This window comes from Dactylosporangium sp. CA-092794 (genome assembly GCF_050948465.1).
Lineage (GTDB): Bacteria > Actinomycetota > Actinomycetes > Mycobacteriales > Micromonosporaceae > Dactylosporangium.
Genome location: NZ_CP192044.1, coordinates 721,712 through 744,413 on the forward strand (window position 1 = coordinate 721,712; position 22,702 = coordinate 744,413).

Sequence of the window (22,702 nt, forward strand, 5' to 3'; positions counted from 1 at the left end):
AGGCTCCTTACAGTTCGATCTTAGTCAGGGCGGTTTCGGCGGCGGGAGGGGCCAGGGCGGCCATGCGCCGGTCGCGCGCGGGCGCGGCCAGCAGGCTCCAGGCGGCGGCGACGAGCCCGGCGCCGAGGCAGCCCAGCCAGAGCGCGGTGTTGCCGGCGTGGTCGCGCACCGCGCCGCCGACGGTCGGCGCGAGGAACGACGCCACCTGCCAGGAGAGGCTGAACGCGCCCTGGTAGCGCCCGCGCATCGCGACCGGGGACAGCCCGGCGAGCAGAGCCGCGTTGGAGGGGGCGTTGAGCATCTCGCCGAGCGTCCAGACGATGACTGTCCCGGTGTAGGCCAGCGGGGTGTGCGCGAACGCGGTGAGCCCGAAGCCCAGCCCGATCATCACCGCCGACAGCGGCATGACCAGGGCCGGGCGGCGGGCCGCGAGCAGTCGGCTCACCCCCAGCTGCCCAGCCACGATGAGCACCCCGTTGACGGCGATCACCAGGCCGAAGGTCTCGCTGGAGAGCCCGTCGGAGATCATCGCCAGCGGCAGCATCGACGTGTGCTGCATCATCATCAGGGCGACCAGCAGGTTGCAGGCGACGAAGCCGAGGAAGACCCGATCCCGCAGCACCGTCCGGACGCTGCCCTGCTCGCGGGTGTGCTCGACGACCGCGGGCCGGGTCTCGCGGATGCGCCAGGCGATGAGCACCGCGGCCGCCGCCGTGGTGGCGGCGTCGACGGCGAAGAGCGTGAAGTATCCGGCCCGGGCCGCGAAGCCGGCCGCCACCGCGGCCACCGTGAAGCCCAGGTTGATCGCCCAGTAGTACGTGCCGAACGCGCGCATCCGGTCCTCGTCCGGCACGATGTCGGTGATCATCGCGCCCAGCGCCGGGCGCGCGCCCTCGGCGGCGGCGCCGAGCAGCAGTGCGGCCGCCATGATGGCGGCGGGCGCGTGGACCAGGCCCAGGACGAGCATGAGGACGCAGGACGCGCCGAGGGTCAGCAGCGCGACCGGGCGGCGGCCCCAGCGGTCGGTGAGGTGTCCGGCGACGGTCACGCCGACCGCGCCGCCGACGCCGTAGAGGCCGATCACGAGGCCGGCCGCGGACTCGCTGAAGCCGCGCCGGGTGGTCAGGTAGATCGTCAGGAAGATGATGACGAACCCGCCCGCGCGGTTGATCAGCGTGGCCGCCCACAACACCCAGAACTGGCCCGGCAGCCGCCGCTTCGCCGGTGTCCGCGTAATGCCTGCCACGGTGACGCATCCTTACACCCGGAGCCCTGTGATGTCGAAGGGATTCGGTGCGGGAGGATGAGGTCATGAGCGAAGTCGGGACGCTGGTGCTCTTGCGGCACGGTGAGAGCGAGTGGAACGCGAAGAACCTGTTCACCGGCTGGGTCGACGTGGACCTCAGCGCCAAGGGAGAGGCCGAGGCCCGGCGGGGCGGCGAGCTGATCCGTGAGTCCGGTCTGCTGCCGGATGTGGTGCACACGTCAGTGCTGCGCCGTGCCATCCGTACCAGCGAGATCACCCTGCACACCGCCGACCGGCACTGGATTCCCGTCCAGCGCACCTGGCGGCTCAACGAGCGGCACTACGGCGCCCTGCAGGGCAAGAACAAGAAGCAGACGATGGAGGAGTTCGGCGAGGAGCAGTTCATGCTCTGGCGCCGTTCCTACGACGTGCCCCCGCCGCCGATCGCCGACGACGACGAGTACTCGCAGGTGGACGACGCGCGCTACGCGGTCCTGCCGCCGGAGGCGCGCCCGCGGACCGAGTGCCTCAAGGACGTCGTGGCGCGGATGCTGCCTTATTGGTACGACCAGATCGTCCCGCAGCTGCTCGACGGCAAGACGGTGCTCATCGCCGCGCACGGCAACTCGCTGCGTGCGCTGGTGAAGCACCTCGACGGCATCTCCGACGCGGCGATCGCCAAGCTCAACATCCCGACCGGCATCCCGCTGCGCTACGACCTGGACGCGGCGCTGCGCCCGGTGACGCCCGGCGGCACCTACCTCGACCCGGAGGCGGCCGTCGAGGCGGCCGCGGCCGTGGCCAACCAGGGCCGGTAGTCCGGCACGGCAGCACGACGGCAGGGGAGGGGCCGCGGCCCCTCCCCTTTGCGCTCACTGGCCCCGGGTGTCCAGGGTCTCGCCCGTGACGAGGAACACCACGTGCCGGCCGGCGTTGACCGCGTGGTCGGCGTAACGCTCGTAGAAGCGTCCGAGCAGCGCCGTGTCGACGGCGGCCTCGGTGCCCTCGGTCCACTTCGGCCCGAACATGGTGGCGAACAGGTCGCGGTGCAGCTTGTCCATCGCGTCGTCGTCGCGCTCGAGCTGGGCGGCGGCCACGATGTCGAGGGTGGAGATGGCGGTGGAGATCTTGCCGGCGATCCGGTCGGCGATCGCTCCCATCTGCTCGAATGTCTCGACCAGGGCCTCGGGCACCGCGCGGGCGGGGTGGCGGCGCAGGGCGGTCTTGGCCACGTGGTCGGCGAGGTCGCCCATCCGCTCGAGGTCGGCGGCGAGGTGCAGGGCGGTCAGCACGACCCGCAGGTCGGAGGCGACCGGTGCCTGGCGGGCGCACAGGTCGTACACCTTGTCCTCGACGAGCCGGTACAGCGCGTTGACCTCGGCGTCGCGGGCGATGACCTCTTCGGCGTCCGTCTGGTCGGCGTTGAGCAGGGCGTTGGTGGCCCGGGACATCGCCGAGCGGACGGCGTCGGCCATCCAGACGAGCAGCTTGTTGACCTGCAGCAGATCGGCACGGTATTCGTCGCGCATAATGCTCCAATCCTGTGGTACCTCACCGTAGGGCCCTTGGTTGTCGGTGCCGATGAACGCTGACCGCCACCAGGGTGAACACTGGGCATCGTGAGCCCGATTCGTGCCTCTGTGCGCTCTCGATGCGGTAACAGGTCTCCTACCATCGGATCGTGGATTGGAAGTTCCGGCAGCCGAAGGCCGACGGTCCAGCGATGACCGACGTCCTCGACGCGCTGCAGGTCGGGGTGCTCGTCCTGGACGAGGACGACAAACCCGTCCTCGTCAACGCGGCGGCGCGCGAGATGGGTCTCGTGCGCCAGCGTCAGGGTGCGGGCTCGACCCCCACCGACGAGGCGCACACGATCGTGCGGACCCTCGCCGGCCAGGTGCGGCGCACGGGCATCACCCGCGTCGTCGAGCTGGACCTGCCCCGCCTGACCCACGGCGAGCCCCTCGGCGTCAACGTGCGCGCGGTCGCGCTCGACGGCGGCCGGGTCGCGATCGAGGCCGCCGACGTCACCGAGGCGCACCGGGTCGCCCGGGTGCGCCGGGACTTCGTCGCCAACGTGAGCCACGAGCTCAAGACCCCGGTCGGCGCCCTGCAACTGCTCGCCGAGGCGCTGCTGGACGCCACCGACAAGGACCCCGCCGCGGCGATCCGCTTCGCCGAGCGGATCAAGCACGAGTCGACCCGGCTCGGCCGGCTCGTCTCCGAGCTGCTGGAGCTGTCCCGGCTGCAGGGCGCCGAGCCGCTGCCCGAGCCGGAGCCGGTCGACGTCGACAAGATCACCGCCGAGGTGCTGGACCGGGCCAAGACCCCGGCCGCGGCCAAGGAGATCGAGCTGCGCTTCACCGGCACCCGCGGGCTGACCGTCTACGGCAACGAGAATCAGCTCGTCACCGCGATCGTCAACCTGCTGGAGAACGCGATCGCGTATTCGCCGGAGCGGACCACGGTCACCGTGACCACCAGCGAAGACCAGGGCTATGTCGAGATCGCGGTCGCCGACCAGGGGATCGGCATCGAGCCGCGCGACATCGACCGCATCTTCGAGCGGTTCTACCGCGCCGATCGGGCGCGCTCCCGGGCCACCGGCGGCACCGGCCTGGGCCTCGCGATCGTCAAGCACATCTCCACCAACCACGGTGGCCGGGTCACGGTGACCAGCACCGTAGGAGTTGGCTCGACGTTCACGTTGCGGCTGCCATCGCGTCCGACGGAGGCCGCGCTGGCGCTACCGCCGTCAGTTGAGATCGGAGGGTCCCCATGATCGTTATGCAACAGCAATCTCCACCCCGCGGTTCGCAGCGCAGTGCGGCTCCCCGGCAGCTACGAAAGGACAGCACGTTGGCGCGCGTACTCGTGGTCGAGGACGAAGAATCGATCTCCGACCCGTTGTCGTACATGCTCCGTCGCGAGGGATTCGAGGTGTCCATCGCGGCGACCGGCACCGAGGCCCTGACCGAGTTCGACCGCACCGGCGCGGACATCGTCCTGCTCGACCTGATGCTGCCCGAGATGTCCGGCACCGAGGTGTGCCGGCAGATGCGGCAGAAGTCCAACGTCCCGATCATCATGATCACGGCGCGGGACAGCGAGATCGACAAGGTGGTCGGGCTGGAGATCGGCGCCGACGACTACGTCACCAAGCCGTATTCGCCCCGCGAGCTCGTCGCCCGCATCCGCGCGGTGCTGCGCCGCCAGGTCGACACCGTCGGCGAGCTGGCCCCGCCGACCCTGTCGGCCGGCCCGGTCCGCATGGACGTCGACCGGCACGTGGTCACCGTCGCCGGCGACGCGGTCCAGCTGCCGCTGAAGGAGTTCGAGCTGCTCGAGCTGCTGCTGCGCAACGCCGGCCGGGTGCTCACCCGCGGCCAGCTGATCGACCGGGTGTGGGGCGCCGACTACGTGGGCGACACCAAGACCCTCGACGTGCACGTCAAGCGGCTGCGCTCGAAGATCGAGCCGGAGCCCTCCGCGCCGCGGTACATCGTCACCGTCCGCGGCCTGGGCTACAAGTTCGAGCCGTAGGGATCGCTCAGCCCGCGTTCGCCACCGATTCGCGGTTGCGCCTGCGCTCCTCCATCTCGCGGCGCAGGACGTAACCGCGGATCGCGCGCCCCATGATCTCGTTCGTCTCATACGTGATGATCACGTCGTAGGTGGCGTTCTCGTGATCCCGGCGGACGAAGAGCACGATCCCGCGCAGCGCGAGCGCCCCGGTGTCGAGCTGCACCCGCACGTCGACCCGGTCGTCGCGGTCGAAGCGGTCGTCCTCCATCCGGCACCGCACGCCGCCCTCGGACAGGTCGACCACCTTGCCCTGGTAGGCGACGCCGCCGAGGGTCACCTCGACCTCCTCGCCGCCGCCGCCCCGCACGTAGTTGCGCCGGGTCTGCAGCCGGATCGAGCCCACCGCCTCCAGCGACCAGCGCGGCGGCCGCTCGCGGGTGAGCTCGGCCAGCCGGACGTCGACGGCGTGCCGGCGGTCGCCGGCGACCCAGGCCAGTTCCATGATGGAGCCGACCTCGGGCACGTCGGCGGAGTTCACCCCGAAGGGGGCGGCAACGGTCAGGCGCTTACCGTCGGCGTCCTCGACGCGGGACTGATAGGCCTCGCCGTCCATCAGCACCACGTCGACCAGGGTGTTGATCGCCGGCAGCCCGTCCTTTCCCGAATCGTTCACCCCAGAACCTTCGGCGCACCCGGGCGAGACTTGAGGAGTCGCGCCGCAACGACCCGGCCGTGTCGCTCGGGCGCTCGCGGTCAGACGGGACGAATCGGGATGAGTTTGAGCGCTGCGGTGGTGGCCGGGTGCGGGGCGACCAGGCCCTGGGCGGCGCGGGCCGCGCACAGCTCGGCCAGCCGCGCATAGGCCGCCTTGCCGATCAGTGCGGTGAGCTCCGGCTCGTACTCCTGATACAACAGCCGCGCGCCCACGTGGGCCTCCGGCGAGGAGGTGCACCACCAGTGCAGGTCGTGGCCGCCCTCGCCCCAGCCCCGGCGGTCGAACTCGCCCAGCGTGGAGACCAGCACCTTCGTGCCGTCCGGGCGCTTGCGCCAGTCCTGGTCCCGGCGGACCGGCAGCTGCCAGCAGACGTCGGGCTTGTATTCCAGCGGGTGCACGCCGTCGCGCAGCGCCTGGCCGTGCAGGGCGCAGCCGCCCCCGCCCGGGAAGTCGGGGTCGTTCTGGAAGACGCAGCCGCCGTCGGGCCGGGTGGCCGTGCGCAGGGCCTTGCTCTTGCCGTCGATGGTGTCGACTTCCGTATACCGCTTGAAGCCCCGGCGGTAATACTGCCAGTGCTCGGGCGTCAGCTTCTTCACCGCGGCGCGCACCCGCTGCTGGTCGTCGTCATCGGTGAAGAAGGCGCCGTGCGAGCAGCAGCCCTCCTCGGCCCGGCCCTCGATGATGCCGTGGCAGCCGCGTCCGTAGACGCAGGTCCACTTGGACAGCAACCAGGTCAGGTCGGCGCGGACGAGGTGGTCGGCGTCGGCCGGGTCGGCGAACTCGAGCCACTCGCGCGGGAAGTCGAGGTCGACCTCGAGGCTGCGCGGGTCGTCCTGGTCCGGGCCGTCGCCGTCGACCTCTACCTCGACGTAGATGTCCATTCGACGAAGCCTACGCCGTCCTGCGAACGGGACCGAAACCCCACGCGGCTACCGTGAACGGATGCGACTCGGCGTGCTCGACGTGGGCTCCAACACGGTCCATCTCCTGGTTGTTGACGCACACCACGGCGCACATCCGTGGCCGGCCCACTCGCAGAAGGCGGAGCTGCGCCTCGCCGAGCGCATCGGCAAGGACGGCGAGCTGTCCAGGGCCGGCGCCGACAGCCTCATCGCCAGCGTGGCGCAGGCCCGCGACGCCTCCGCCAGTCTGAAGACCGACGACCTGCTCGCCTTCGCCACCTCCGCGGTGCGCGACGCGAAGAACTCCGCCCGGGTGCTCAAGCGCGTGCGCGAGGAGACCGGCGTCGACCTGCAGGTGCTCTCCGGCGAGGCCGAGGCGATCATGACGTTCCTGGCGGTGCGCCGCTGGTTCGGCTGGTCGGCCGGGCGGCTGCTCGTGATGGACATCGGTGGCGGGTCCCTCGAGCTGGCGGCGGGGATCGACGAGGAGCCGGATGTGGCGTTATCGGTACCGCTCGGTGCCGGCCGCCTGACCCGCGAACGACTGCACGGCGACCCGCCGCCGGCGGCGTCGGTCGACGCGCTGTATGAGTACGCCCAAGCCGAAGTGGCGAAGACGGCCAAGCGCCTGCTGGACAGCGGGTGGGACCGCCCGGTCGCCACCTCGAAGACCTTCCGCACCCTGGCCCGGCTGGCCGGGGCCGCGCCGTCGAGCGCCGGGCCGCGCGCCGTGCGCAAGCTGACCCGGACCGGCCTGCACCAGGTGCTGTCCTTCATCCGCCGGATCCCGTCGGCCGGCCTCGCCGAGATCGACGGGGTCAGCCCCGGCCGCGCCCACCAGATCCTGGCCGGCGCCGTGGTCGCCGAGGTCACGATGCGGACCCTGGGCATCGACGAGGTCGAGCTGTGCCCCTGGGCCCTGCGTGAAGGGGTGATTCTTCGCCGGCTGGAAGTCTTGGAGTCGAGTTGATCGACAGGAGACGCTACCTGGCTCGGGCTAGCCTGGTGGTGTGAGTCGTCAAGTTCCGGTCCTCTTGTCCACCTCCTCGGTCTTCCCCGAGCCCACCGCCGCCGGTTTCGAGGTGGCGGCCGCGCTCGGCTACGACGGGGTCGAGGTCATGGTCTGGTCGGACGCGGTCAGCCAGGACGCCGGCGCACTGACCGGTCTCATCAAGCACTACGGCGTGCCGGTGCGCTCCGTGCACGCGCCCTGCCTGATGGTCACGCAGCGGGTCTGGAGCCCCGACCCGTGGGAGCGCCTGCGCCGCGCCGCCGAGCTGGCCGACGCCCTGGGCGCGCCGATCGTGGTCGTGCACCCGCCATTCGCCTGGCAGCGCGACTACGCGCGCTCGTTCCAGTCCGGGCTGTTGCGGCTGGGCCGGCAGTACCCACGCATCCGCTTCGCGGTGGAGAACATGTTCCCGCTGCGGGGCGTGGGCCGGGAGTTCGTGCCATACGCTCCGGGCTGGGACCCGACCTTGACCGGGTTCGACGCCTACACGCTCGACCTGTCGCACTGCGCCGCCTCGCGCAGCGACGCGATCGCCATGGCCGACACGATGCAGGGCAGCCTGGCCCACGTCCACCTGGGCGACGGCACCGGCAAGGGCCGCGACGAGCACCTCGTCCCCGGCCGCGGCAACCAGCCCTGCGCGCAGCTGCTGGCCTCGCTGGACGCCCGCGGCTTCACCGGCTCGGTCGCGGTCGAGGTCGGCACCCGCCGGGCGGGCAGCCGCGCCGAGCGCGAGGCCGACCTGGCCGAGGCGTTGCGCTTCGCCCGCCAGCACCTGGCCACCCCGTCACCGGTCGCCTGACTCCGACCAGTCCACCTGCCCTTTCGAAAAGTCGGGCACTCCGTGCCACGACTTTTCGGACTTATGCCCTGACAGGCGAAAAATCCGGTAAGTCATGACGTCGCCAGGCGTCGTGACTTATCGGCCCACTTGTGGCCGCATTTGACTTGCAGCCCGCAGGCGGAGCGAACGAATCCATCCGTGATCATGCGAATCTCATCGGCGTGCGGCGGGTTTCTCATGATCACGTAGACATATGGTACCTATAGGTACATATTTCTTCCGGGATCATGGAAAACGCGTGATACGGCGGCGACTACAGCATGATCGCGGAGAGTTCTGGTCGCGATGCCGGCTACCGCTTCGCTCCCCACGCGGACCCTGCCCGCGGAGTGAGGCCGGTGGGGCCGGATCGCCAGGCCAGGAAGCCGGCGCCAGTTCCGGCCGGACGCTGCCGGGTTCGTCGAACGGGGCAAAATCGGCGCCATTTGGGGCAAAACGGCGCAGTGCGAGGCGAGGAGCTGGGCTGGGCCGGGCTGGGACCGGCGGGGCTGGACCGGGACGGGCCGGGCGGGGCCGGGCGGGCGGGGCCGGGCGGGCGGGGCCGGGCGGGCGGGGCCGGGCGGGCGGGGCCGGGCGGGCGGGGCCGGGCAGGCGGGGCCGGGCAGGCGGGGCCGGGCAGGCGGGGCCGGGCGGGGCCGGGCAGGCGGGGCCGGGCGGGGCCGGGCAGGCGGGGCCGGGCGGGGAAGCCGGGACGGGCTCCGGCCGTGAGGTGGGTGCTAGGGGGCGGCCCCGGCCGCGGGTGGCGCGGGCCGGGGCCGGGAAGTCGGATATCAGATTTTGCGGACGGACTCGGCCTGGGGGCCCTTGGGACCCTGCTTGATCTCGAATTCGACGCGCTGGTTCTCGTCGAGGCTGCGATAGCCTTCTGCGACGATCGCGGAGAAGTGGACGAAGACGTCGTTGCCGCCGTCGACGCTGATGAAGCCGAAGCCCTTCTCAGCGTTGAACCACTTCACGGTTCCCTGGGCCATGGTGCTGTTTCTCCTTCGTAGGGCGTTGTGATCCGGTGACGTACCCGGTGTCGGGGGCCGGCCAACCAATCTCCGGCCCCGCATCGCCCAAACGCGCACGTCCGACTTGTCGGACGCGCGGTAAAGCGAACCACATGACGCAAGATATGCCGAAGTCACCAGCGTCGGAGTGGTTTTCCGGTACTTACGCGGTGACGACTGCCCGATCGGCTTCGTCCACCGCCAGCTGCGGCGCGACCGGCGAGGCGCCCGTCTCCGCCGCGCGCTTGCGGGCCCGGTGGGCCGCGACGTGCGAGCGGGTGGCGCAGCGCTCCGAGCAGAACCGGCGGCAGCAGTTCGAGGACGTGTCCAGGTAGACGTTGCCGCAGCGCTCGTCGGCGCACACGCCGAAGCGGGTGCTGCCGTGCTCGCACAGCCACACGGCCAGGCCCCACGCGGCGCCGGCCAGCAGCTCCGAGCTGACCGACGAGCCCCGGCCGGTCACGTGCATGTGCCAGTCGTGGGTGTCGTGCCCGGAGATCCGCGGCTGCATCGGGTAGGCCTCCAGCAGCGCGTTGAGCTCGGCCACCGCGGCCACGTCGCGACCGGAGGAGCCGTGCTCGAACACCTCCCGGAGCCGTTTGCGGGCGCGGCGGAAGGCGACCAGATCGCGCTCCGTCGCCTCCGCGGTCTGCCAACTGTCCTCGCCGAAGAGTGCGACGAGGTCCTGCATGCTTTCGAGCGGCGCGTTGACGATGTCGACGGCGGTCCGCGCATACGCGTCGAAGTCCACCCGACCAAGGTAGTCAAGAAATGCCACACTGGCGACCAGGCGTCACCGGACGTCTCCGGTTCTGTTTACGCTCGGCTCATGCTCAGATCGGCCATCCTTGCCGCCGCCCGCTCGGACCGGGTGGAGCGGCTCGTTGAAACCGCCCCGGTCAGCCGCGCCATCGTGCGCCGCTTCATCGCCGGGGAGCACGCGGCGGACGCGCTGGAGCGCACCCGCGAACTCGCCGCGGAGGGCCTCGCCGTCACGATCGACTACCTGGGCGAGGACACCGCCAACCCGCAACAGGCCGAGGCGACCCGGGACGAGTACGTCAAGCTCCTCGACGCGCTGCACTCCGCCGAGCTCACCCCCGACGCCGAGATCAGCGTGAAGCTGTCCGCGCTCGGCCAGGCCTTCGACGAGAAGCTCGGCTTCGCCAACGCCCGTGCGATCTGCGCCAAGGCCGCCGAGGCCGGCACCACGGTCACGCTCGACATGGAGGACCACACCACCACCGACTCCACGCTGGAGATGCTGGCCCGGCTGCGCGCCGAGTTCCCGACCACCGGCGCGGTCCTGCAGGCCTACCTGCGCCGCACCGAGGCCGACTGCCGGGAGCTGGCCGGGGAGGGCTCCCGGGTCCGGCTGTGCAAGGGCGCCTACAACGAGCCCGAGTCGGTGGCGTACCAGAGCCGCCTGGACGTCGACAAGTCCTATGTGCGCTGCCTCAACGTGCTCATGTCCGGCGACGGCTACCCGATGGTCGCCACCCACGATCCCCGCCTGATCGCCATCGGCGAGGATCGGGCCAAGTGGTTCGACCGCTCCGCGGACGAGTTCGAGTTCCAGATGCTCTACGGGGTGCGCCCGGAGGAGCAGCGGCGCCTCGCCCGGCTGGGCTACACCGTCCGGGTCTACCTGCCGTACGGCACCCAGTGGTACCCCTACATGATGCGCCGCCTCGCCGAGCGCCCGGCGAACGTCGGCTTCCTGGCCAGGGCCCTGCGCTCCAAGAGCTAACGGCGGCCTGTCCGGAACGCACCGGTTCTCGTCCGTAAGGGCGACGCGACCTCTTGACCGGGTCGCGTACGGTCCGGCGGTGATGGACAGGGACGGGCTCCGATACCCCGGCGAGCACGACGCCGTGGCGGGTCAGCCGATCCCTCCGCGGCCGCGGGGCCGCCGACCGGCGCACGCCGCGCCGAGCGGGGCCGCCTTCCGGGTGGCCCTCGTCGCCGCCATCGCCGTGCTGCTGCTCGCCCCGCCGGCCGCGGTCGCCTACGCCACCGCGCGGGAGGGCCGCGCCGTCACGCTGACCGGGCAGGGCCTGGCCGGCGCGCCCGGGCGCGACGTGGCCGGGCGGCCCGACGCGGCGGCCGGGGCCGGCCGGCAGCCCGGCCCGGGCGCGACCCGCGGCCCGGCGCCGACCACCGCCGAGGGCAAGATCCAGCTGGCCCTGCAGGACCAGAGCGCGGCGTTGCTGACCGGCGACGAGGACGCGTTCCTCTCCGTGGTCGACCCGAGCGCGGCCGGGCTGCGCGAAGACCTGGCCCGCCGCTTCGGTTCACTGCGCCAGCTGCAGGTCAAGCTCTGGCAGGCGGTGCTCTCGGGCAAGCCGCGCACCGCCGGGGGCACGGCGACGGCGACCGTCTACGTGAAGTACTGCTTCGTCGTCACGACCTGTGACCCGATGGACTTCGAGACCACCACGAAGTGGAACGTCGCCGGGCAATCCGTGACGCTGCTGGAGTTCGGCACGGCCGACCAGCTCGGGCCGCGGCCGTGGGAGGCCGCCGAGCTGCACGCGGTGGTCGGCAACCGGGTCGTGATGGCGGCCAGCGCGAAGTACGCGGCCCGGCTGCCGGCGATGCTCGCCGCCGCGGAGCGGGCCGCCGCGCTGACCGACACGTTCGCCCGCTGGGGCGAGCCGCCCGCGCGCTATGTCGTCTACCTGGCCGGCCCGGACGAGTGGTCGTCGTGGTACGGCATCCATCAGCAGCCCTGGGTCGCGGGCTTCGCGCTGCCGCTGACCGCGAGCGCGACCGAGATCGTGCTCAACGCCTCCCGGGTCGACGCCCGGCAGACCGTCGACGTGCTGCGCCACGAGTTCACCCACGTGGTGACGCTGGCCGGGGTGGAGCGCGCCTACCCGCACACCTGGTGGCTGGTCGAGGGCATCGCGGAGTACGTGCGGGTCAAAGGCGGCGGCAAGTCGTTCGACGGGCTCGGGGAGGTGCGCACCTACGTGCGCAGCGGGCACTGGAACGGCGAGATCGCCATGGACGACCCGCCGGACGGGTCGACCACCGCCGACGTGAGCGGCCGCTACGGCGTGGCGTACCTGTCGCTGCAGCACATCGCCGACCGCTTCGGCGAGGAGCGGCTGCTGAGCTTCTTCGACTACGCCGCCCGGCAGGGGCTGCCGCTGAGCGACGCGGCGCCCAAGGCGCTCGGCGTGAGCTGGGACGACCTGGAGGCGGACTGCGCCAAGGCGGTGCGGGGCCGAATCTGAGTCGCCGGCGTATCTAGACTTGCGGCGTGCACCGCGTCCCCCCGCGCACAACGGCCCTGGCCCTCTTCATCGTCGTCTCGCTCACCGGCGCGTCCTGCACCGGGCACGACACCGACGTCGGGCTGGGCAGCGCGGCGCGCGGCGATGTCGTCGAGGTGGTGGACGCGCCGGCCACCGTCACCGCCCGCGCCGCCGCGACGCTCACCGCGGCCGCCGACGGCACGCTCGCGAGCCTCAGCGTCAAGCCCGGCGACACGGTCGCCGTCGGCCAGGTGCTCGGCATCGTCGACTCGCCCTCGGCCCAGCAGCGGCTCAAGGCGGCGAGCGACGCCCTCGACGCGCTGAACCGCTCGGGCGGCGGCACGGTCGGCGTCAAGAACCTCTCGGCGCAGCAGAAGCGGACCGACGACGCGGCGGCGAAGGCGTTCGCGGATGCGCGCTCGGCCGCCGCCCAGATCGCCGACGTCACCGTCCGCACCACGCTGACCACCCAGATCGACCTGGCCGAGCGGACCTACCAGGAGGCCGCCGCCTCGGCCCGGGCCGTGATCCAGAGCGTGCAGCGCGGCCTGGCCAGCGTCTCGCAGGCGATGGCGGCGCTCACCCAGGCGCAGAAGGCGCAGGCGCAGTCCGCCTACGACCTGGCCAGGTCCACCGTCGACGAGCTGATCCTGCGGGCGCCGGTCGCCGGGGTGGTACAGCTCGGTGGCACCTCGGCGGCGAGCGCGCCCTCGATCACCGATCTGCTCGGCGCGGCGAGCGGTGGCCAGGCGCCCGCCGCGGTGCCGACGGGCGGGGCCGGGCTCGGGGTGGATCCCGCCGTACCCATCGGAGGAAAAGTGGCGGCGGGAACGGCCATCCTGACCGTCGTGGACACCTCCCAGCTGGGGCTGATGGCCGAGATCGACGAGACCGACGTCCTGCTGGTCCAGCCCGGCGTGACCGCCCGGGTCGAGCTCGACGCGGCACCGGGCGCGTCCTACGAGGCCACGGTGACCTCGGCCGACGTGCTGCCGACCACGTCCGCGCGGGGCGGCGTCGCCTACCGCTCGCGGCTCACCCTCGGCCCCGGCCGCTACGACGACGGCCGGCCCGCGCCGGCGCCCCGCCCGGGCATGAACGCCGTGGCCCACCTGCAGGTCCGCTCGATCACCGACGCGGTCACCGTGCCCGCCGCGGCGGTGTTCAACGTCGGCGGCAAGGACGTGGTGTGGCTGGTCCGCGGCGGCAGGGCGGTCCAGCAGCCGGTCAGCATCGGCGTCTCCGGGCAGGACCGGGTGCAGGTGGTCAGCGGCCTGAGCGACGGCGACCGGCTCGTCGTGCGCGGCACGGACAAGGTCAAGCAGGGCATGGAACTGCCGCAATGACCGCGGCGCTCGTCGCGCAGGACGTGACCCGCCACTACGCGCTGGACGGGGTCAGCGTGCCCGCGCTCAAGGGGGTCAGCTTCACCGTCGACGCGGGCGACTACGTGGCGATCATCGGCCCGTCCGGCTCGGGCAAGTCCACGCTCATGCACCTGCTCGGCGGGCTGGACCGGCCCACGTCGGGCCGGCTGCTCATCGGCGGGCGCGACGTGGCCGGCCTCGGCCCGCAGGAGCTGGCCCGGCTGCGCAACGAGACCATCGGGTTCGTCTTCCAGTCCTTCCACCTGCTGGCCCGCACCAGCGCGGTCGACAACGTCGCTCTCCCGCTGGTGTACCGCGGGATGAGGGCCGGCGAGCGGCGCCGGCGCGCGGTGGCGATGCTCGAGCGGGTCGGCCTCGGCCATCGCCTCGACCACCGCCCCAACCAGCTCTCCGGCGGCGAGCAGCAGCGGGTCGCGATCGCCCGGGCGCTGGTCACCGACCCGCAGGTGCTGCTGGCCGACGAGCCGACCGGCAACCTCGACACGAAGAACGGGCAGGCGGTGCTCGCGCTGCTGGAAACGCTCAACCGGGAGCACGGCGTGGCCCTGGTGATCGTCACCCACGACCGCGAGGTGGCGGCCCGGGCCGGGCGGCAGATCGTCATGCGCGACGGCGAGGTCGTGGAGGCGGCGCCGTGAGGCTGGCCGAGGCATGGCGGGTCGCCATCGACGCGCTGCGGGCCAACCGGCTGCGCAGCATCCTGACCATGCTGGGCGTGATCATCGGGGTCGCCGCCGTCGTCGTTTTGGTGGCCATCGGTACCGGCACGAAGCAGGAGATCGAGCAGCAGGTCGAGGGGCTGGGCTCCAACCTGCTCATCGTCGTGCCCGGCGAGGTCAACATCGGCGCGGCGCCGACGGTGTCGCGGATGGACCTCTCCGACGTCGACGCGGTGTCGAAGATCGTCGGCGACCGCCAGCGGGTCGCCGTCACCGTGGCCTCCGGCGAGACGGTGGCGGCCGGCAACGCCGAGATGTTCGCCAGCATCAACGGCGTCATCGAGACGACGCCGCAGGTGTTCGTCCGCCATCTGGCCCGCGGCACGTACCTCACCCGCTCCGACGTCGACACCCAGCGCCGGGTGGCGGTGCTCGGCTGGAGCGTGGCCCGCACGCTCTTCGGCGACCGGGACGCGGTCGGCCAGCAGATGACCATCGCCGGCGTGCGGTTCCGGGTCATCGGGGTGTTCGAGCCGCTCGGGCAGAGCCTCGGCATCGACCGCGACACCGAGATCCACGTGCCGATCACCACCGCGCAGCGGCTGCTGTCCACCAACCGCGTGGACGGGATCGCGGTCAAGGCGCCCAACCGCGACGAGATCCCCGACCTGTCCGCGCGGATCGTGGCCGAGCTCAGCCGCCGGCACCCGGGCACCCAGTTCAGCGCCGTCACCCAGGAGCAGATCCTCGGCGTGCTCGGCGACATCCTGGGCGTGCTGACCGGCGTGCTCGCCGCGATCGCCGGCATCTCGTTGCTGGTCGGCGGGGTCGGGGTGTCCAACATCATGCTCGTCTCGGTGCGCGAGCGAACGAAGGAGATCGGGCTGCGCAAGGCGGTCGGGGCCCGCCCGCGCGACATCGGCGTGCAGTTCCTGCTGGAGGCGGTGCTGCTCACCACGCTGGGCGGGTTCGCCGGGATGGCGCTGGGCATCGGCGCGGCCCTGCTCGTGGCCGCCCTGTCGCCGGTGCCGGCCGCGATCACGTGGTGGTCGCTCGCGCTCGCGTTCGGTGTCTCGGCCGGGGTGGGGATCATTTTCGGAGTGGTACCCGCACAGCGCGCCGGGCGATTGGACCCGGTTGTGGCGCTGAGAACGGAATGATCTTCTTCGGAAAGATTCCGACGAAGTCAGGGTGCAAGTCACAGCAGTACCGTTACCGTACTGATAACACGCTGATTGAGTAACGCTCAGTGCAGGTCGGCTGCACGGAGCGTATGGGCGAGCACGCTGGTCGGAGGTCGCGATGTCGAGCACGCCACACACCACCGAAGGCCGGTTGGGCGAGGTCAGGTTCCTGACCGTCGCCGAGGTGGCCACCCTGATGCGGGTGTCGAAGATGACCGTGTACCGCCTTGTACACGCCGGCGACCTCACCGCGGTACGCGTTGGACGGTCGTTCCGGGTTCCCGAGCACGCGGTCGACGCGTACCTCCGTGAAGCGTTCCGTGAGAGCGCATAGCGGGGTCGTTTTCCGATCTCGCGGCGGTGCGGCTACCCTTGAACGGCTAACCATGTCTTCGGCGTGCCAGCGATGGCACGCGTTCCGCTGTATCGAGGAGATGCTCGTATGGGCTCGGTGGTCAAGAAGCGCCGCAAGCGTATGGCCAAGAAGAAGCACCGCAAGCTGCTGCGCAAGACCCGCGTCCAGCGTCGTCGTCTCGGCAAGTAGCGTTCCGGCTCGTCACGCGGTGACCGGCCCTCCGATGTGGGGCCGGGTCGCCGCGGGTCGTGCCGTGGTTTGTGCGATCGGAGCCGCGTGACCGCGCCGCCAAGCGTCGTGCTGGTGACCGGAGTGAGCCGCTATCTCGGCGCCCACCTGGCCGCCCGGCTCGCCGCCGACCCGCGCATCGACCGCGTTGTCGCCATCGACACCGCGGCACCTGCTGGCGACCTCGCCGAGGTGCTCTCCGCGGGCGGGTCCAAGATCGACGTGCAACAGCTCGACCTGCGCACCCCGGGGGTGCTGCGGGTGATGGTCGATGCCCGCGTGGAGGCGGTCGCGCACCTCGCCGTGGCCACCGCGACCGACCAGCACGGCGGCCGGGCGGCGATGAAGGAGCTCAACGTCATCGGCTCGATGCAGCTGCTGGCCGCCTGCCAGCAGGCGCCCCGGCTGCGCAAGCTGATCGTGCGCTCCTCGACGGCGGCGTACGGCGCCTCCTTCCGCGACCCGGCGATCTTCACCGAGGACACCGAGCCCCGCGAGGTGCCGCGCGGCGGGTTCGCCAAGGACGTGCTCGACATCGAGGGGTACGTCCGCGGCTTCCGGCGCCGCCGCCCCGACGTGGCGGCCACCGTCCTGCGGTTCGCGCCGTTCATCGGCTCGGCCGTCGACACCCGGCTGACCCGGTATTTCGCCCAGCCGATCGTGCCGACCGTGCTCGGCCGCGACCCGCGCCTGCAGTTCGTGCACGTGGACGACGCGTTCGAGGTGCTCGAGCGCTCGGTCACCGAGGCGCACCCGGGCACGTTCAACGTGGCCGGGTCCGGCACGCTGACCCTGTCGCAGGCGGTGCGCCGGGCCGGCCGGGTCACCATGCCGGTCCTGGAGCCAGGCCTCAACGCGCTGGCCGGCCTCGGCCGCGGCCGGGTCACGCTGGACCAGCTCGACCTGTTCGTGCACGGCCGGGTGGTGGACACCGCGAAGCTGATCCGCGAGTTCGGCTTCGTGCCGCGCACGACAGCCGAGGCGTTCACCGAGTTCGTAGCCAGCCGCCGCGAGCGGGAGCTGCTCAGCGCGGATACGATTCGGTCGGTTGAGCAAGCATTGCTCGACGGCTTCCGCCGGACGCGAGCGGCCCGGGCCGCGTTGGAGAGTGGCGATGACTGATCCTGGTCTCCCTGATGTCTGGGACGACCGGGTTGCCGGTGCGCTCGCCTTCCTCCGCGAGCGGCTGACCGGTGACTACGAGATCGACAACTTCGGCTTCGACCGCCACCTGACCGATGGCGTGTTCCTGCCGCTGCTGCGCCCTATCTACCGGCAGTGGTTCCGCACCGAGGTCTTCGGCACCGAGCACCTGCCGAAGGAGGGCGCGGCCCTGGTCGTGGCCAACCACTCCGGCACGCTCGCCCTCGACGCCATGATGCTCTCCGTCGCCGTCCACGACGAGACCGCCGCCCGCCGCCACCTCCGCCTGCTCGGCGCCGACCTGGTCTTCCGCCTGCCCTTCCTGTCGGAGGTGGCCCGCAAGTCCGGCGCGACGCTGGCCTGCAACCCCGACGCGGAGCGCCTCCTGGCCGAGGGCGAGCTCGTCGGCGTCTTCCCGGAGGGCTTCAAGGGCATCGGCAAGCCTTTCGCGGAGCGCTACAAGCTGCAGCGCTTCGGCCGGGGCGGCTTCGTCTCGGCCGCCTTGCGCACCGGCACCCCGATCGTCCCGGTCTCGATCGTCGGCGCCGAGGAGATCTATCCGCTGCTGGCCAACATCCGCCCGCTGGCCCGGCTGCTCGGCGCCCCGTATTTCCCGGTCACCCCGACCTTCCCGTGGCTCGGCCCGCTGGGCCTGGTGCCGCTGCCGAGCAAGTGGCTGATCGAGTTCGGCGAGCCGATCCAGACCGAGGACTACACCGACTCGGCCGACGACCCGATGGTGGTCTTCAACCTGGCCGACCAGGTGCGCGAGACGATCCAGCAGACGCTCTACAAGCTGCTGGACCGCCGCCCTGACGCTTTCTCCGCCTGACCTCTGCCGCCTCGTCTTATCGCCCGCTCCCGCGCGGGCGTGTCCCGAGGGGGGCAAATCGGGCATCCGCGCCCGATTTCGGGCGACCGCCGATTGGCTCACGTGAGCCTCGCGAACGGATGTCTCCGTGATCATGCGCGTTGTCGCGCCGCACCACGGGTTTGCCATGATCACGGAGACTTTCGGTACTCGGGTGTACATGTTCGCTCCGTGATCATGGAAAACGGGTGGTGTCGGCGGTGGGCTCGGCATGATCACGGAGACTTACGGTCGCCCACTCCGGCGCTTGCGTGCTCAGCCGCCGGGTTGCCCCATCCGCGGCCTGTCGTTTTCGAAAAGTCGGGCGCTCCGCGCCGCGACTTTTCGGACTTATACCCTGACAGGCGAAAAATCCGTTAAGTCGTGGCGCGGAGCGCCCGACTTAACGGAAACCGGCCCTGCTCGGCGCCCCGGACGACTGGGGCTGCCCCTTGCACTTCGCGCGGCAGCGTGAAGCGCGCACGGCGGCGACGCACGGCCGGGCGGGGCGCGGGCGAGTGCGGCGCAGGCGGGTGCGGGTGGAGCGGACGTGGCGGGGCGGCCCGGGGCGGCGGCCGCCCACCGATCGAGACCCCCGCCGACCCGGCCGCGGACACCCCCGCCTTCGCGGCCGACCCCGCGACCGCCTCTCCCGACGGCAGGGGTGGGGCGGCAGGGTGGGCGGGCTGGGAGGGTTAGGGGGTTTCTGAGTCGCTGCCGGGGCGTGGGGTGGGGAGCTGCCCGGACTTGCCGGAGCCGGAGCGTGGGCGCGGGACCACGCCGATGGCGCGGCGGCGGCGTTTGCGCATGGCGCTGTAGGTGGCCACGCCGCCGATCAGGACGCCCGTGGCCAGGGCGGCGGGGACCGCGATCTTGGCGGCCTTGCGGCCCGTGCGGAAGTCGCGGATCTCCCAGCCGCGCTTGCGGGCCTCCCGGCGCAGGGCCGGGTCGGGGTTCACCGCCACCGCGTAGCCGACCGTGGAGAGCATCGGGGCGTCGTTGATCGAGTCGCTGTAGGCCGCGCAGCGGGTCAGGTCCAGGCCCTCGGCCAGGGCCAGGGTGGTGATGGCGGACGCCTTCTCCGGGCCGTGCATCAGGTCGCCGACCAGGCGGCCGGTGTAGACGCCGCCGGAGATTTCCGCGACGGTACCGATAGCGCCGGTCAGGCCCAGGCGGGCGGCCATGATCCGGCCGAGCTCGACGGGAGCGGCGGTGACCAGCCACACCCGCTGGCCGGCGTCGAGGTGCAACTGGGCCAGGGCGAGCGTGCCCGACCAGATCCGGTCGGCCATGAGTTCGTCGAAGATCTCCTCGCACAGCCGCTCCATGTCCTCGACCTTCCAGCCCGCGATGAAGGCCAGGGCGGTGGACTTGGCGTTGGAGACCGTGCCGGCGTTCTCGGAGGCGAGCAGCCGGAAGCGCGCCTGCTGGTAGGCGAAGCGGGCCAGGTCGCGGCTGGTGAAGTATTTGCGCTTGGCCAGGCCGCGGGCGAAGTAGTAGATCGACGCGCCCTGCATCATCGTGTTGTCGACGTCGAAGAACGCCGCGGCGGCGGGGTCGGCCGGCACCTCCAGGGCGGCCTCCACCTCGGCGGCGGCCCAGCCGGCGGCGGACACGACGATGCGGCCGTTCGGCCGTCTGCGCCGCAGGACCGAAGGTCGGATCGGCATCTGCTCTCTGCTCCCTTCATCGGCGGCGCTGATCGAACATTTCATCGGACTGACCAACGGTACCGGCAACGAACAGCAACAGGGCCCGGTGACGCTCACCGGGCCCTGTCATGTCGTTTATGTGTCGGTGCGTTGAATCAGTGCAGCAACCAGTCGATCAGGCCCGGCTTCTCCGACTTGGTTGGGGTTGGGGCCGGCGTGGTGCCGGCGTTCTTGTCCGCCGGAGCGGACTCGGTGGCGGAGGAGTCCACCGTCACGGCGGCCGGGCCGCTGGTGGTCGGCACGGCGCCGGCCTGGCCCGGGTTGTTCGGGACGGGGGTACTCGGGGGCTGGGTCGTAGTGGCGCCGTTGCCGACGGGCTTGTTGCCGGTCCGGCAGGCGGCGCCGCCCGGCACCGGGCCGAGCGTGTCCGGGGCGGTGACCGCGGTCGAGCCGCACTTGACCAGGGGGCGCAGGGCCTTGGAGCGGCGGTCGATCTGGTCGAGCAGGGTGACCGACTTGGTCGCCCGGGCGCGGGCGTCGCCGCCGGTCGTGGCCTTGAGCTTCTCGGCGGCCCCGCGCTGGTTGGTGACGAAGCCGTCGATCGCGTCCAGCGCGGCGGTGTCCTTGCGGGCCACGGCGGTGGCGGTCAGGAGGCGTACCCCTTCCAGCGTCTCGCCGTCCATGTCGTCCAGCACCGACGTGAGCCCGGTCGGGTCCTTCACCGCCTGGGCCTCGTCGAGGCGGGTGCGGGCGAACTCGAGGTAGAGCTGGCCCTTGCTGATGTCCGAGCCGGCCAGCGCGAGCTGGGCCTTCTCGGTGGAGCGCTTGACCGAGTAGAGCGCGTCGCCGGGGATGGCGTCGCCGCTCGCGGCCGACATTCCGGACAGGGCCAGGGTGCCGGCCGCGAGGCCGACGACGATGGCACCGCGGGTGCGGGTCCGGCGGCTGACCGCCGGGCGGCTGCCCGCGGGCCGGCGCAGCGAGCGCAGGCTCAGCCGGCCGGCCGGCTCGGGTGCGGTCTCCTTCGCGGTGGCTCCGATGCCCTCGCGATCGATCGTGGCCATGAGCATGGCCCGCAGACCGTCGCGGAACTCCGGCTGCGCCTCCACCCGGACCGGCAGCTCTCCGAGCCGCTGGCCGACCGACACCAGGTCGGTGAGGGAGTCGTCGAGCGTGGACCTCATGCGGTGTCGTCGAGCCCCAGTGGCCTCGTCGAGAAGCTGGGCGAACCGCTCAGCCCGTCGACGTTGGAAGACGGAGCCAATCACCAGAGGCACCCCCCTTCGCTGATCGCGTCACTCAGGCGCGGCAGGGCAGCGGGATGGTGGGCCACCGCGTCCGCCGTGCGCCATGCCGACGGTCGCACCAGGTCCAACGGTGTAAGGCGGAGGCTGGTTACGGCGCCTGGCAGGGCACTGCAACCGAAGGTGACAACCGTCACGGCTGGAATCCGTCAGGCAGCAGCCGGGCGAGCGCGCGGACGGCGCGGTACTGCAACGCTTTGATCGCTCCCTCGTTCTTGTTCATGGTCTGCGCGGTCTCCGCCACGGAGAACCCGTGCAGGAACCGCAGCACGATGCACTCCTGCTGCTCGGGGTTGAGCTGTTTGACGGCCTTGAGCAGGTCCACGTTGGTGATGTGGTCGATGACCGCCGCTTCCGGGCTGCCCTCCGGCCCCCGGTCGGGGCGGTCGGCGTCGAGCACATCACCGGTGGTGACCTCCAGCCGGTACCGGCCGGACTTGAAGTGGTCGGCGACGAGGTTGCGGGCGATGGTGACCAGCCAGGCGCCGAGGTCGCGGCCCTGCCACGTGAAGCTGCCGATGCGCTTGAGCGCGCGCAGGAACGTGTCGGCGGTCAGGTCCTCGGCGAGCTGGCGGTTGCCGACCCGGAAGTACACGAAACGGAAGACCGTGTCGAAGTACCGGTCGTAGAGGAGCCCGAATGCCGCACCGTCTCCGGCCTGGGCGCGCTCGATGAGCGCCCAGACCTCCGAGGCCGGGTCGCCGCGCTCCGGGCGGGTCGGCTGCGGCGGGACGGGCTCGCGCGGGCCGGTGTCGGTCAGCGTGTCCGTGCCGCCGCGCAGCGCCTCGGTGTCCGTGCCGCCGCCGAGCACCTCGGCCAGCGGCGGGATCGGCACCGTCTCCTCGCCGAGCAGCCCCGCGCCGGCGCCGCCGGCGGGCTTGCCGTTCATCCCGGCGTTGGGTCTCGCGTTGGGCGCCGGGCCGGGTCGGGTCGGTGCCTCGTTGGTGTGGGGGCGTCCGCGCGTGCGCGGGACGCTGTTTCCCTCGCCACGGATCACCGTGCTGAACATGTCGCGCATCGAGTCGCGCAGCATCCCCAGCCCACCGGCGAGTGCGTGCTCGGCGTCGAACACGTGCTGGTAACCGCTCATATGTCGCAAACCACTACGGACACGGCGATCACGGGCACTTCGGCCTCCTCGGGGTGAGGGGTATCAACTCGCAACAAATGGGGTGAGTCGACTTCGGTGATAATAGGTCCGGCCTCACCCGCGTGTGAGCGGCTCTCGGCGTGAGGGCACATTCTCTCCACGGATCAGCGTCCGTCCGGCGCACATGCTGTCCGTCACCTCGCCGCAACACGCCGTACGACACGCCGGAAATCCGGACGAAATCGGACGTATTGGCAATGCTGTTGCTGAGGTGAGACACGGGCATTGCACACGAACGAGTGGACCATTACTCAGTCGGCGTGTCGGCCGGCGTGCACGCCCACGCCGAC

General features: G+C 71.7%; 22 protein-coding genes and 1 pseudogene. 14 read left to right on the forward strand and 9 right to left on the reverse strand.

What is annotated here, in order from left to right:
- Positions 1–7: 7 nt before the first annotated feature.
- Positions 8–1,246, reverse strand: a complete 1,239-nt coding sequence (locus tag ACQPXD_RS03100; RefSeq protein ID WP_432834578.1) for an MFS transporter — start codon at positions 1,244–1,246, stop codon at positions 8–10.
- 65 nt (positions 1,247–1,311) lie between these two features.
- Here ACQPXD_RS03100 and ACQPXD_RS03105 point away from each other — a divergent pair, with 65 nt between their 5' ends.
- Positions 1,312–2,064 carry a phosphoglyceromutase gene (locus ACQPXD_RS03105; RefSeq protein WP_432834580.1) on the forward strand — a complete coding sequence of 251 codons (753 nt, stop codon included), beginning with the start codon at positions 1,312–1,314 and terminating at the stop codon, positions 2,062–2,064.
- A gap of 54 nt (positions 2,065–2,118) precedes the next feature.
- On the opposite strand, the gene phoU is transcribed toward ACQPXD_RS03105, so the two are convergent.
- Positions 2,119–2,775, reverse strand: a complete 657-nt coding sequence (gene phoU, locus ACQPXD_RS03110; RefSeq protein ID WP_432834582.1) for a phosphate signaling complex protein PhoU — start codon at positions 2,773–2,775, stop codon at positions 2,119–2,121.
- Between the two features lie 194 nt (positions 2,776–2,969).
- Between phoU and ACQPXD_RS03115 the strand changes: the two genes are divergently transcribed.
- Both ACQPXD_RS03115 and ACQPXD_RS03120 read left to right on the forward strand, forming a co-directional pair.
- Positions 2,970–4,028 (forward strand): ATP-binding protein, encoded by a 1,059-nt coding sequence (locus ACQPXD_RS03115; RefSeq protein WP_432843602.1) that lies wholly within the window; start codon positions 2,970–2,972, stop codon positions 4,026–4,028.
- A 77-nt stretch (positions 4,029–4,105) separates the two neighbouring features.
- On the forward strand, positions 4,106–4,789 hold the full coding sequence (locus tag ACQPXD_RS03120) for a response regulator transcription factor (RefSeq protein WP_363332644.1): 684 nt from the start codon (positions 4,106–4,108) through the stop codon (positions 4,787–4,789).
- 7 nt (positions 4,790–4,796) lie between these two features.
- Here the strand turns inward: ACQPXD_RS03120 and ACQPXD_RS03125 are convergent, their stop codons facing one another.
- Both ACQPXD_RS03125 and ACQPXD_RS03130 read right to left on the reverse strand, forming a co-directional pair.
- On the reverse strand, positions 4,797–5,444 hold the full coding sequence (locus ACQPXD_RS03125) for a PilZ domain-containing protein (RefSeq protein ID WP_432834584.1): 648 nt from the start codon (positions 5,442–5,444) through the stop codon (positions 4,797–4,799).
- Positions 5,445–5,524: 80 nt separating this feature from the next.
- Positions 5,525–6,367, reverse strand: coding sequence for a hypothetical protein (locus ACQPXD_RS03130; RefSeq protein WP_432834586.1), 843 nt, complete (start codon positions 6,365–6,367; stop codon positions 5,525–5,527).
- A 61-nt stretch (positions 6,368–6,428) separates the two neighbouring features.
- Here ACQPXD_RS03130 and ACQPXD_RS03135 point away from each other — a divergent pair, with 61 nt between their 5' ends.
- Both ACQPXD_RS03135 and ACQPXD_RS03140 read left to right on the forward strand, forming a co-directional pair.
- Entirely contained in the window at positions 6,429–7,358 is a 930-nt protein-coding gene (locus ACQPXD_RS03135; protein WP_432834588.1) for a Ppx/GppA phosphatase family protein, read from the forward strand.
- 40 nt (positions 7,359–7,398) lie between these two features.
- The gene (locus tag ACQPXD_RS03140; protein WP_432834590.1) at positions 7,399–8,202 is read left to right on the forward strand and encodes a sugar phosphate isomerase/epimerase family protein; all 804 of its coding nucleotides are present in this window, start codon (positions 7,399–7,401) and stop codon (positions 8,200–8,202) included.
- A gap of 812 nt (positions 8,203–9,014) precedes the next feature.
- On the opposite strand, the gene ACQPXD_RS03145 is transcribed toward ACQPXD_RS03140, so the two are convergent.
- Together ACQPXD_RS03145 and ACQPXD_RS03150 are read right to left on the reverse strand one after the other, a co-directional pair.
- Positions 9,015–9,215 carry a cold-shock protein gene (locus ACQPXD_RS03145; protein ID WP_432834592.1) on the reverse strand — a complete coding sequence of 67 codons (201 nt, stop codon included), beginning with the start codon at positions 9,213–9,215 and terminating at the stop codon, positions 9,015–9,017.
- 184 nt (positions 9,216–9,399) lie between these two features.
- A complete protein-coding gene (locus ACQPXD_RS03150; RefSeq protein WP_432834594.1) occupies positions 9,400–9,987 on the reverse strand; it encodes a CGNR zinc finger domain-containing protein in 588 nt (195 codons plus the stop codon).
- A 78-nt stretch (positions 9,988–10,065) separates the two neighbouring features.
- Between ACQPXD_RS03150 and ACQPXD_RS03155 the strand changes: the two genes are divergently transcribed.
- The 9 genes from ACQPXD_RS03155 (at position 10,066) to ACQPXD_RS03195 (ending at position 18,288) form a co-directional block, all read left to right on the forward strand.
- Positions 10,066–10,986: a proline dehydrogenase family protein gene (locus ACQPXD_RS03155; RefSeq protein WP_432834596.1), complete on the forward strand. Its 921-nt coding sequence runs from the start codon at positions 10,066–10,068 to the stop codon at positions 10,984–10,986.
- Between the two features lie 82 nt (positions 10,987–11,068).
- Positions 11,069–12,478, forward strand: a complete 1,410-nt coding sequence (locus ACQPXD_RS03160) for a basic secretory protein-like protein (protein WP_432843604.1) — start codon at positions 11,069–11,071, stop codon at positions 12,476–12,478.
- Positions 12,479–12,504: 26 nt separating this feature from the next.
- A complete protein-coding gene (locus tag ACQPXD_RS03165) occupies positions 12,505–13,845 on the forward strand; it encodes an efflux RND transporter periplasmic adaptor subunit (protein ID WP_432834598.1) in 1,341 nt (446 codons plus the stop codon).
- Positions 13,842–14,525 (forward strand): ABC transporter ATP-binding protein, encoded by a 684-nt coding sequence (locus ACQPXD_RS03170; protein WP_432834600.1) that lies wholly within the window; start codon positions 13,842–13,844, stop codon positions 14,523–14,525. Before ACQPXD_RS03165 ends, ACQPXD_RS03170 begins: the two co-directional genes overlap by 4 nt.
- The gene (locus ACQPXD_RS03175; protein WP_432834602.1) at positions 14,522–15,706 is read left to right on the forward strand and encodes an ABC transporter permease; all 1,185 of its coding nucleotides are present in this window, start codon (positions 14,522–14,524) and stop codon (positions 15,704–15,706) included. The genes ACQPXD_RS03170 and ACQPXD_RS03175 overlap by 4 nt, the downstream gene beginning before the upstream one ends.
- A gap of 142 nt (positions 15,707–15,848) precedes the next feature.
- Positions 15,849–16,064: a helix-turn-helix domain-containing protein gene (locus ACQPXD_RS03180; RefSeq protein ID WP_432834604.1), complete on the forward strand. Its 216-nt coding sequence runs from the start codon at positions 15,849–15,851 to the stop codon at positions 16,062–16,064.
- 108 nt (positions 16,065–16,172) lie between these two features.
- Entirely contained in the window at positions 16,173–16,274 is a 102-nt protein-coding gene (locus ACQPXD_RS03185; RefSeq protein ID WP_007465623.1) for a 30S ribosomal protein bS22, read from the forward strand.
- Positions 16,275–16,361: 87 nt separating this feature from the next.
- A complete protein-coding gene (locus tag ACQPXD_RS03190) occupies positions 16,362–17,435 on the forward strand; it encodes an NAD-dependent epimerase/dehydratase family protein (protein ID WP_432834610.1) in 1,074 nt (357 codons plus the stop codon).
- Complete coding sequence (locus ACQPXD_RS03195) at positions 17,428–18,288, forward strand: lysophospholipid acyltransferase family protein (protein ID WP_432834612.1); 861 nt, start codon at positions 17,428–17,430, stop codon at positions 18,286–18,288. Before ACQPXD_RS03190 ends, ACQPXD_RS03195 begins: the two co-directional genes overlap by 8 nt.
- A gap of 713 nt (positions 18,289–19,001) precedes the next feature.
- Here ACQPXD_RS03195 and ACQPXD_RS03200 read toward each other — a convergent pair.
- From ACQPXD_RS03200 to ACQPXD_RS03210, 3 genes and pseudogenes are all read right to left on the reverse strand, one after another.
- The gene (locus ACQPXD_RS03200) at positions 19,002–19,826 is read right to left on the reverse strand and encodes an HAD family hydrolase (protein WP_432843606.1); all 825 of its coding nucleotides are present in this window, start codon (positions 19,824–19,826) and stop codon (positions 19,002–19,004) included.
- A 524-nt stretch (positions 19,827–20,350) separates the two neighbouring features.
- A pseudogene (locus tag ACQPXD_RS03205) lies at positions 20,351–21,235 on the reverse strand (DUF5667 domain-containing protein); the annotation flags it as partial.
- 160 nt (positions 21,236–21,395) lie between these two features.
- Positions 21,396–22,352 carry a sigma-70 family RNA polymerase sigma factor gene (locus ACQPXD_RS03210; RefSeq protein WP_432834614.1) on the reverse strand — a complete coding sequence of 319 codons (957 nt, stop codon included), beginning with the start codon at positions 22,350–22,352 and terminating at the stop codon, positions 21,396–21,398.
- Positions 22,353–22,702: the final 350 nt, after the last annotated feature.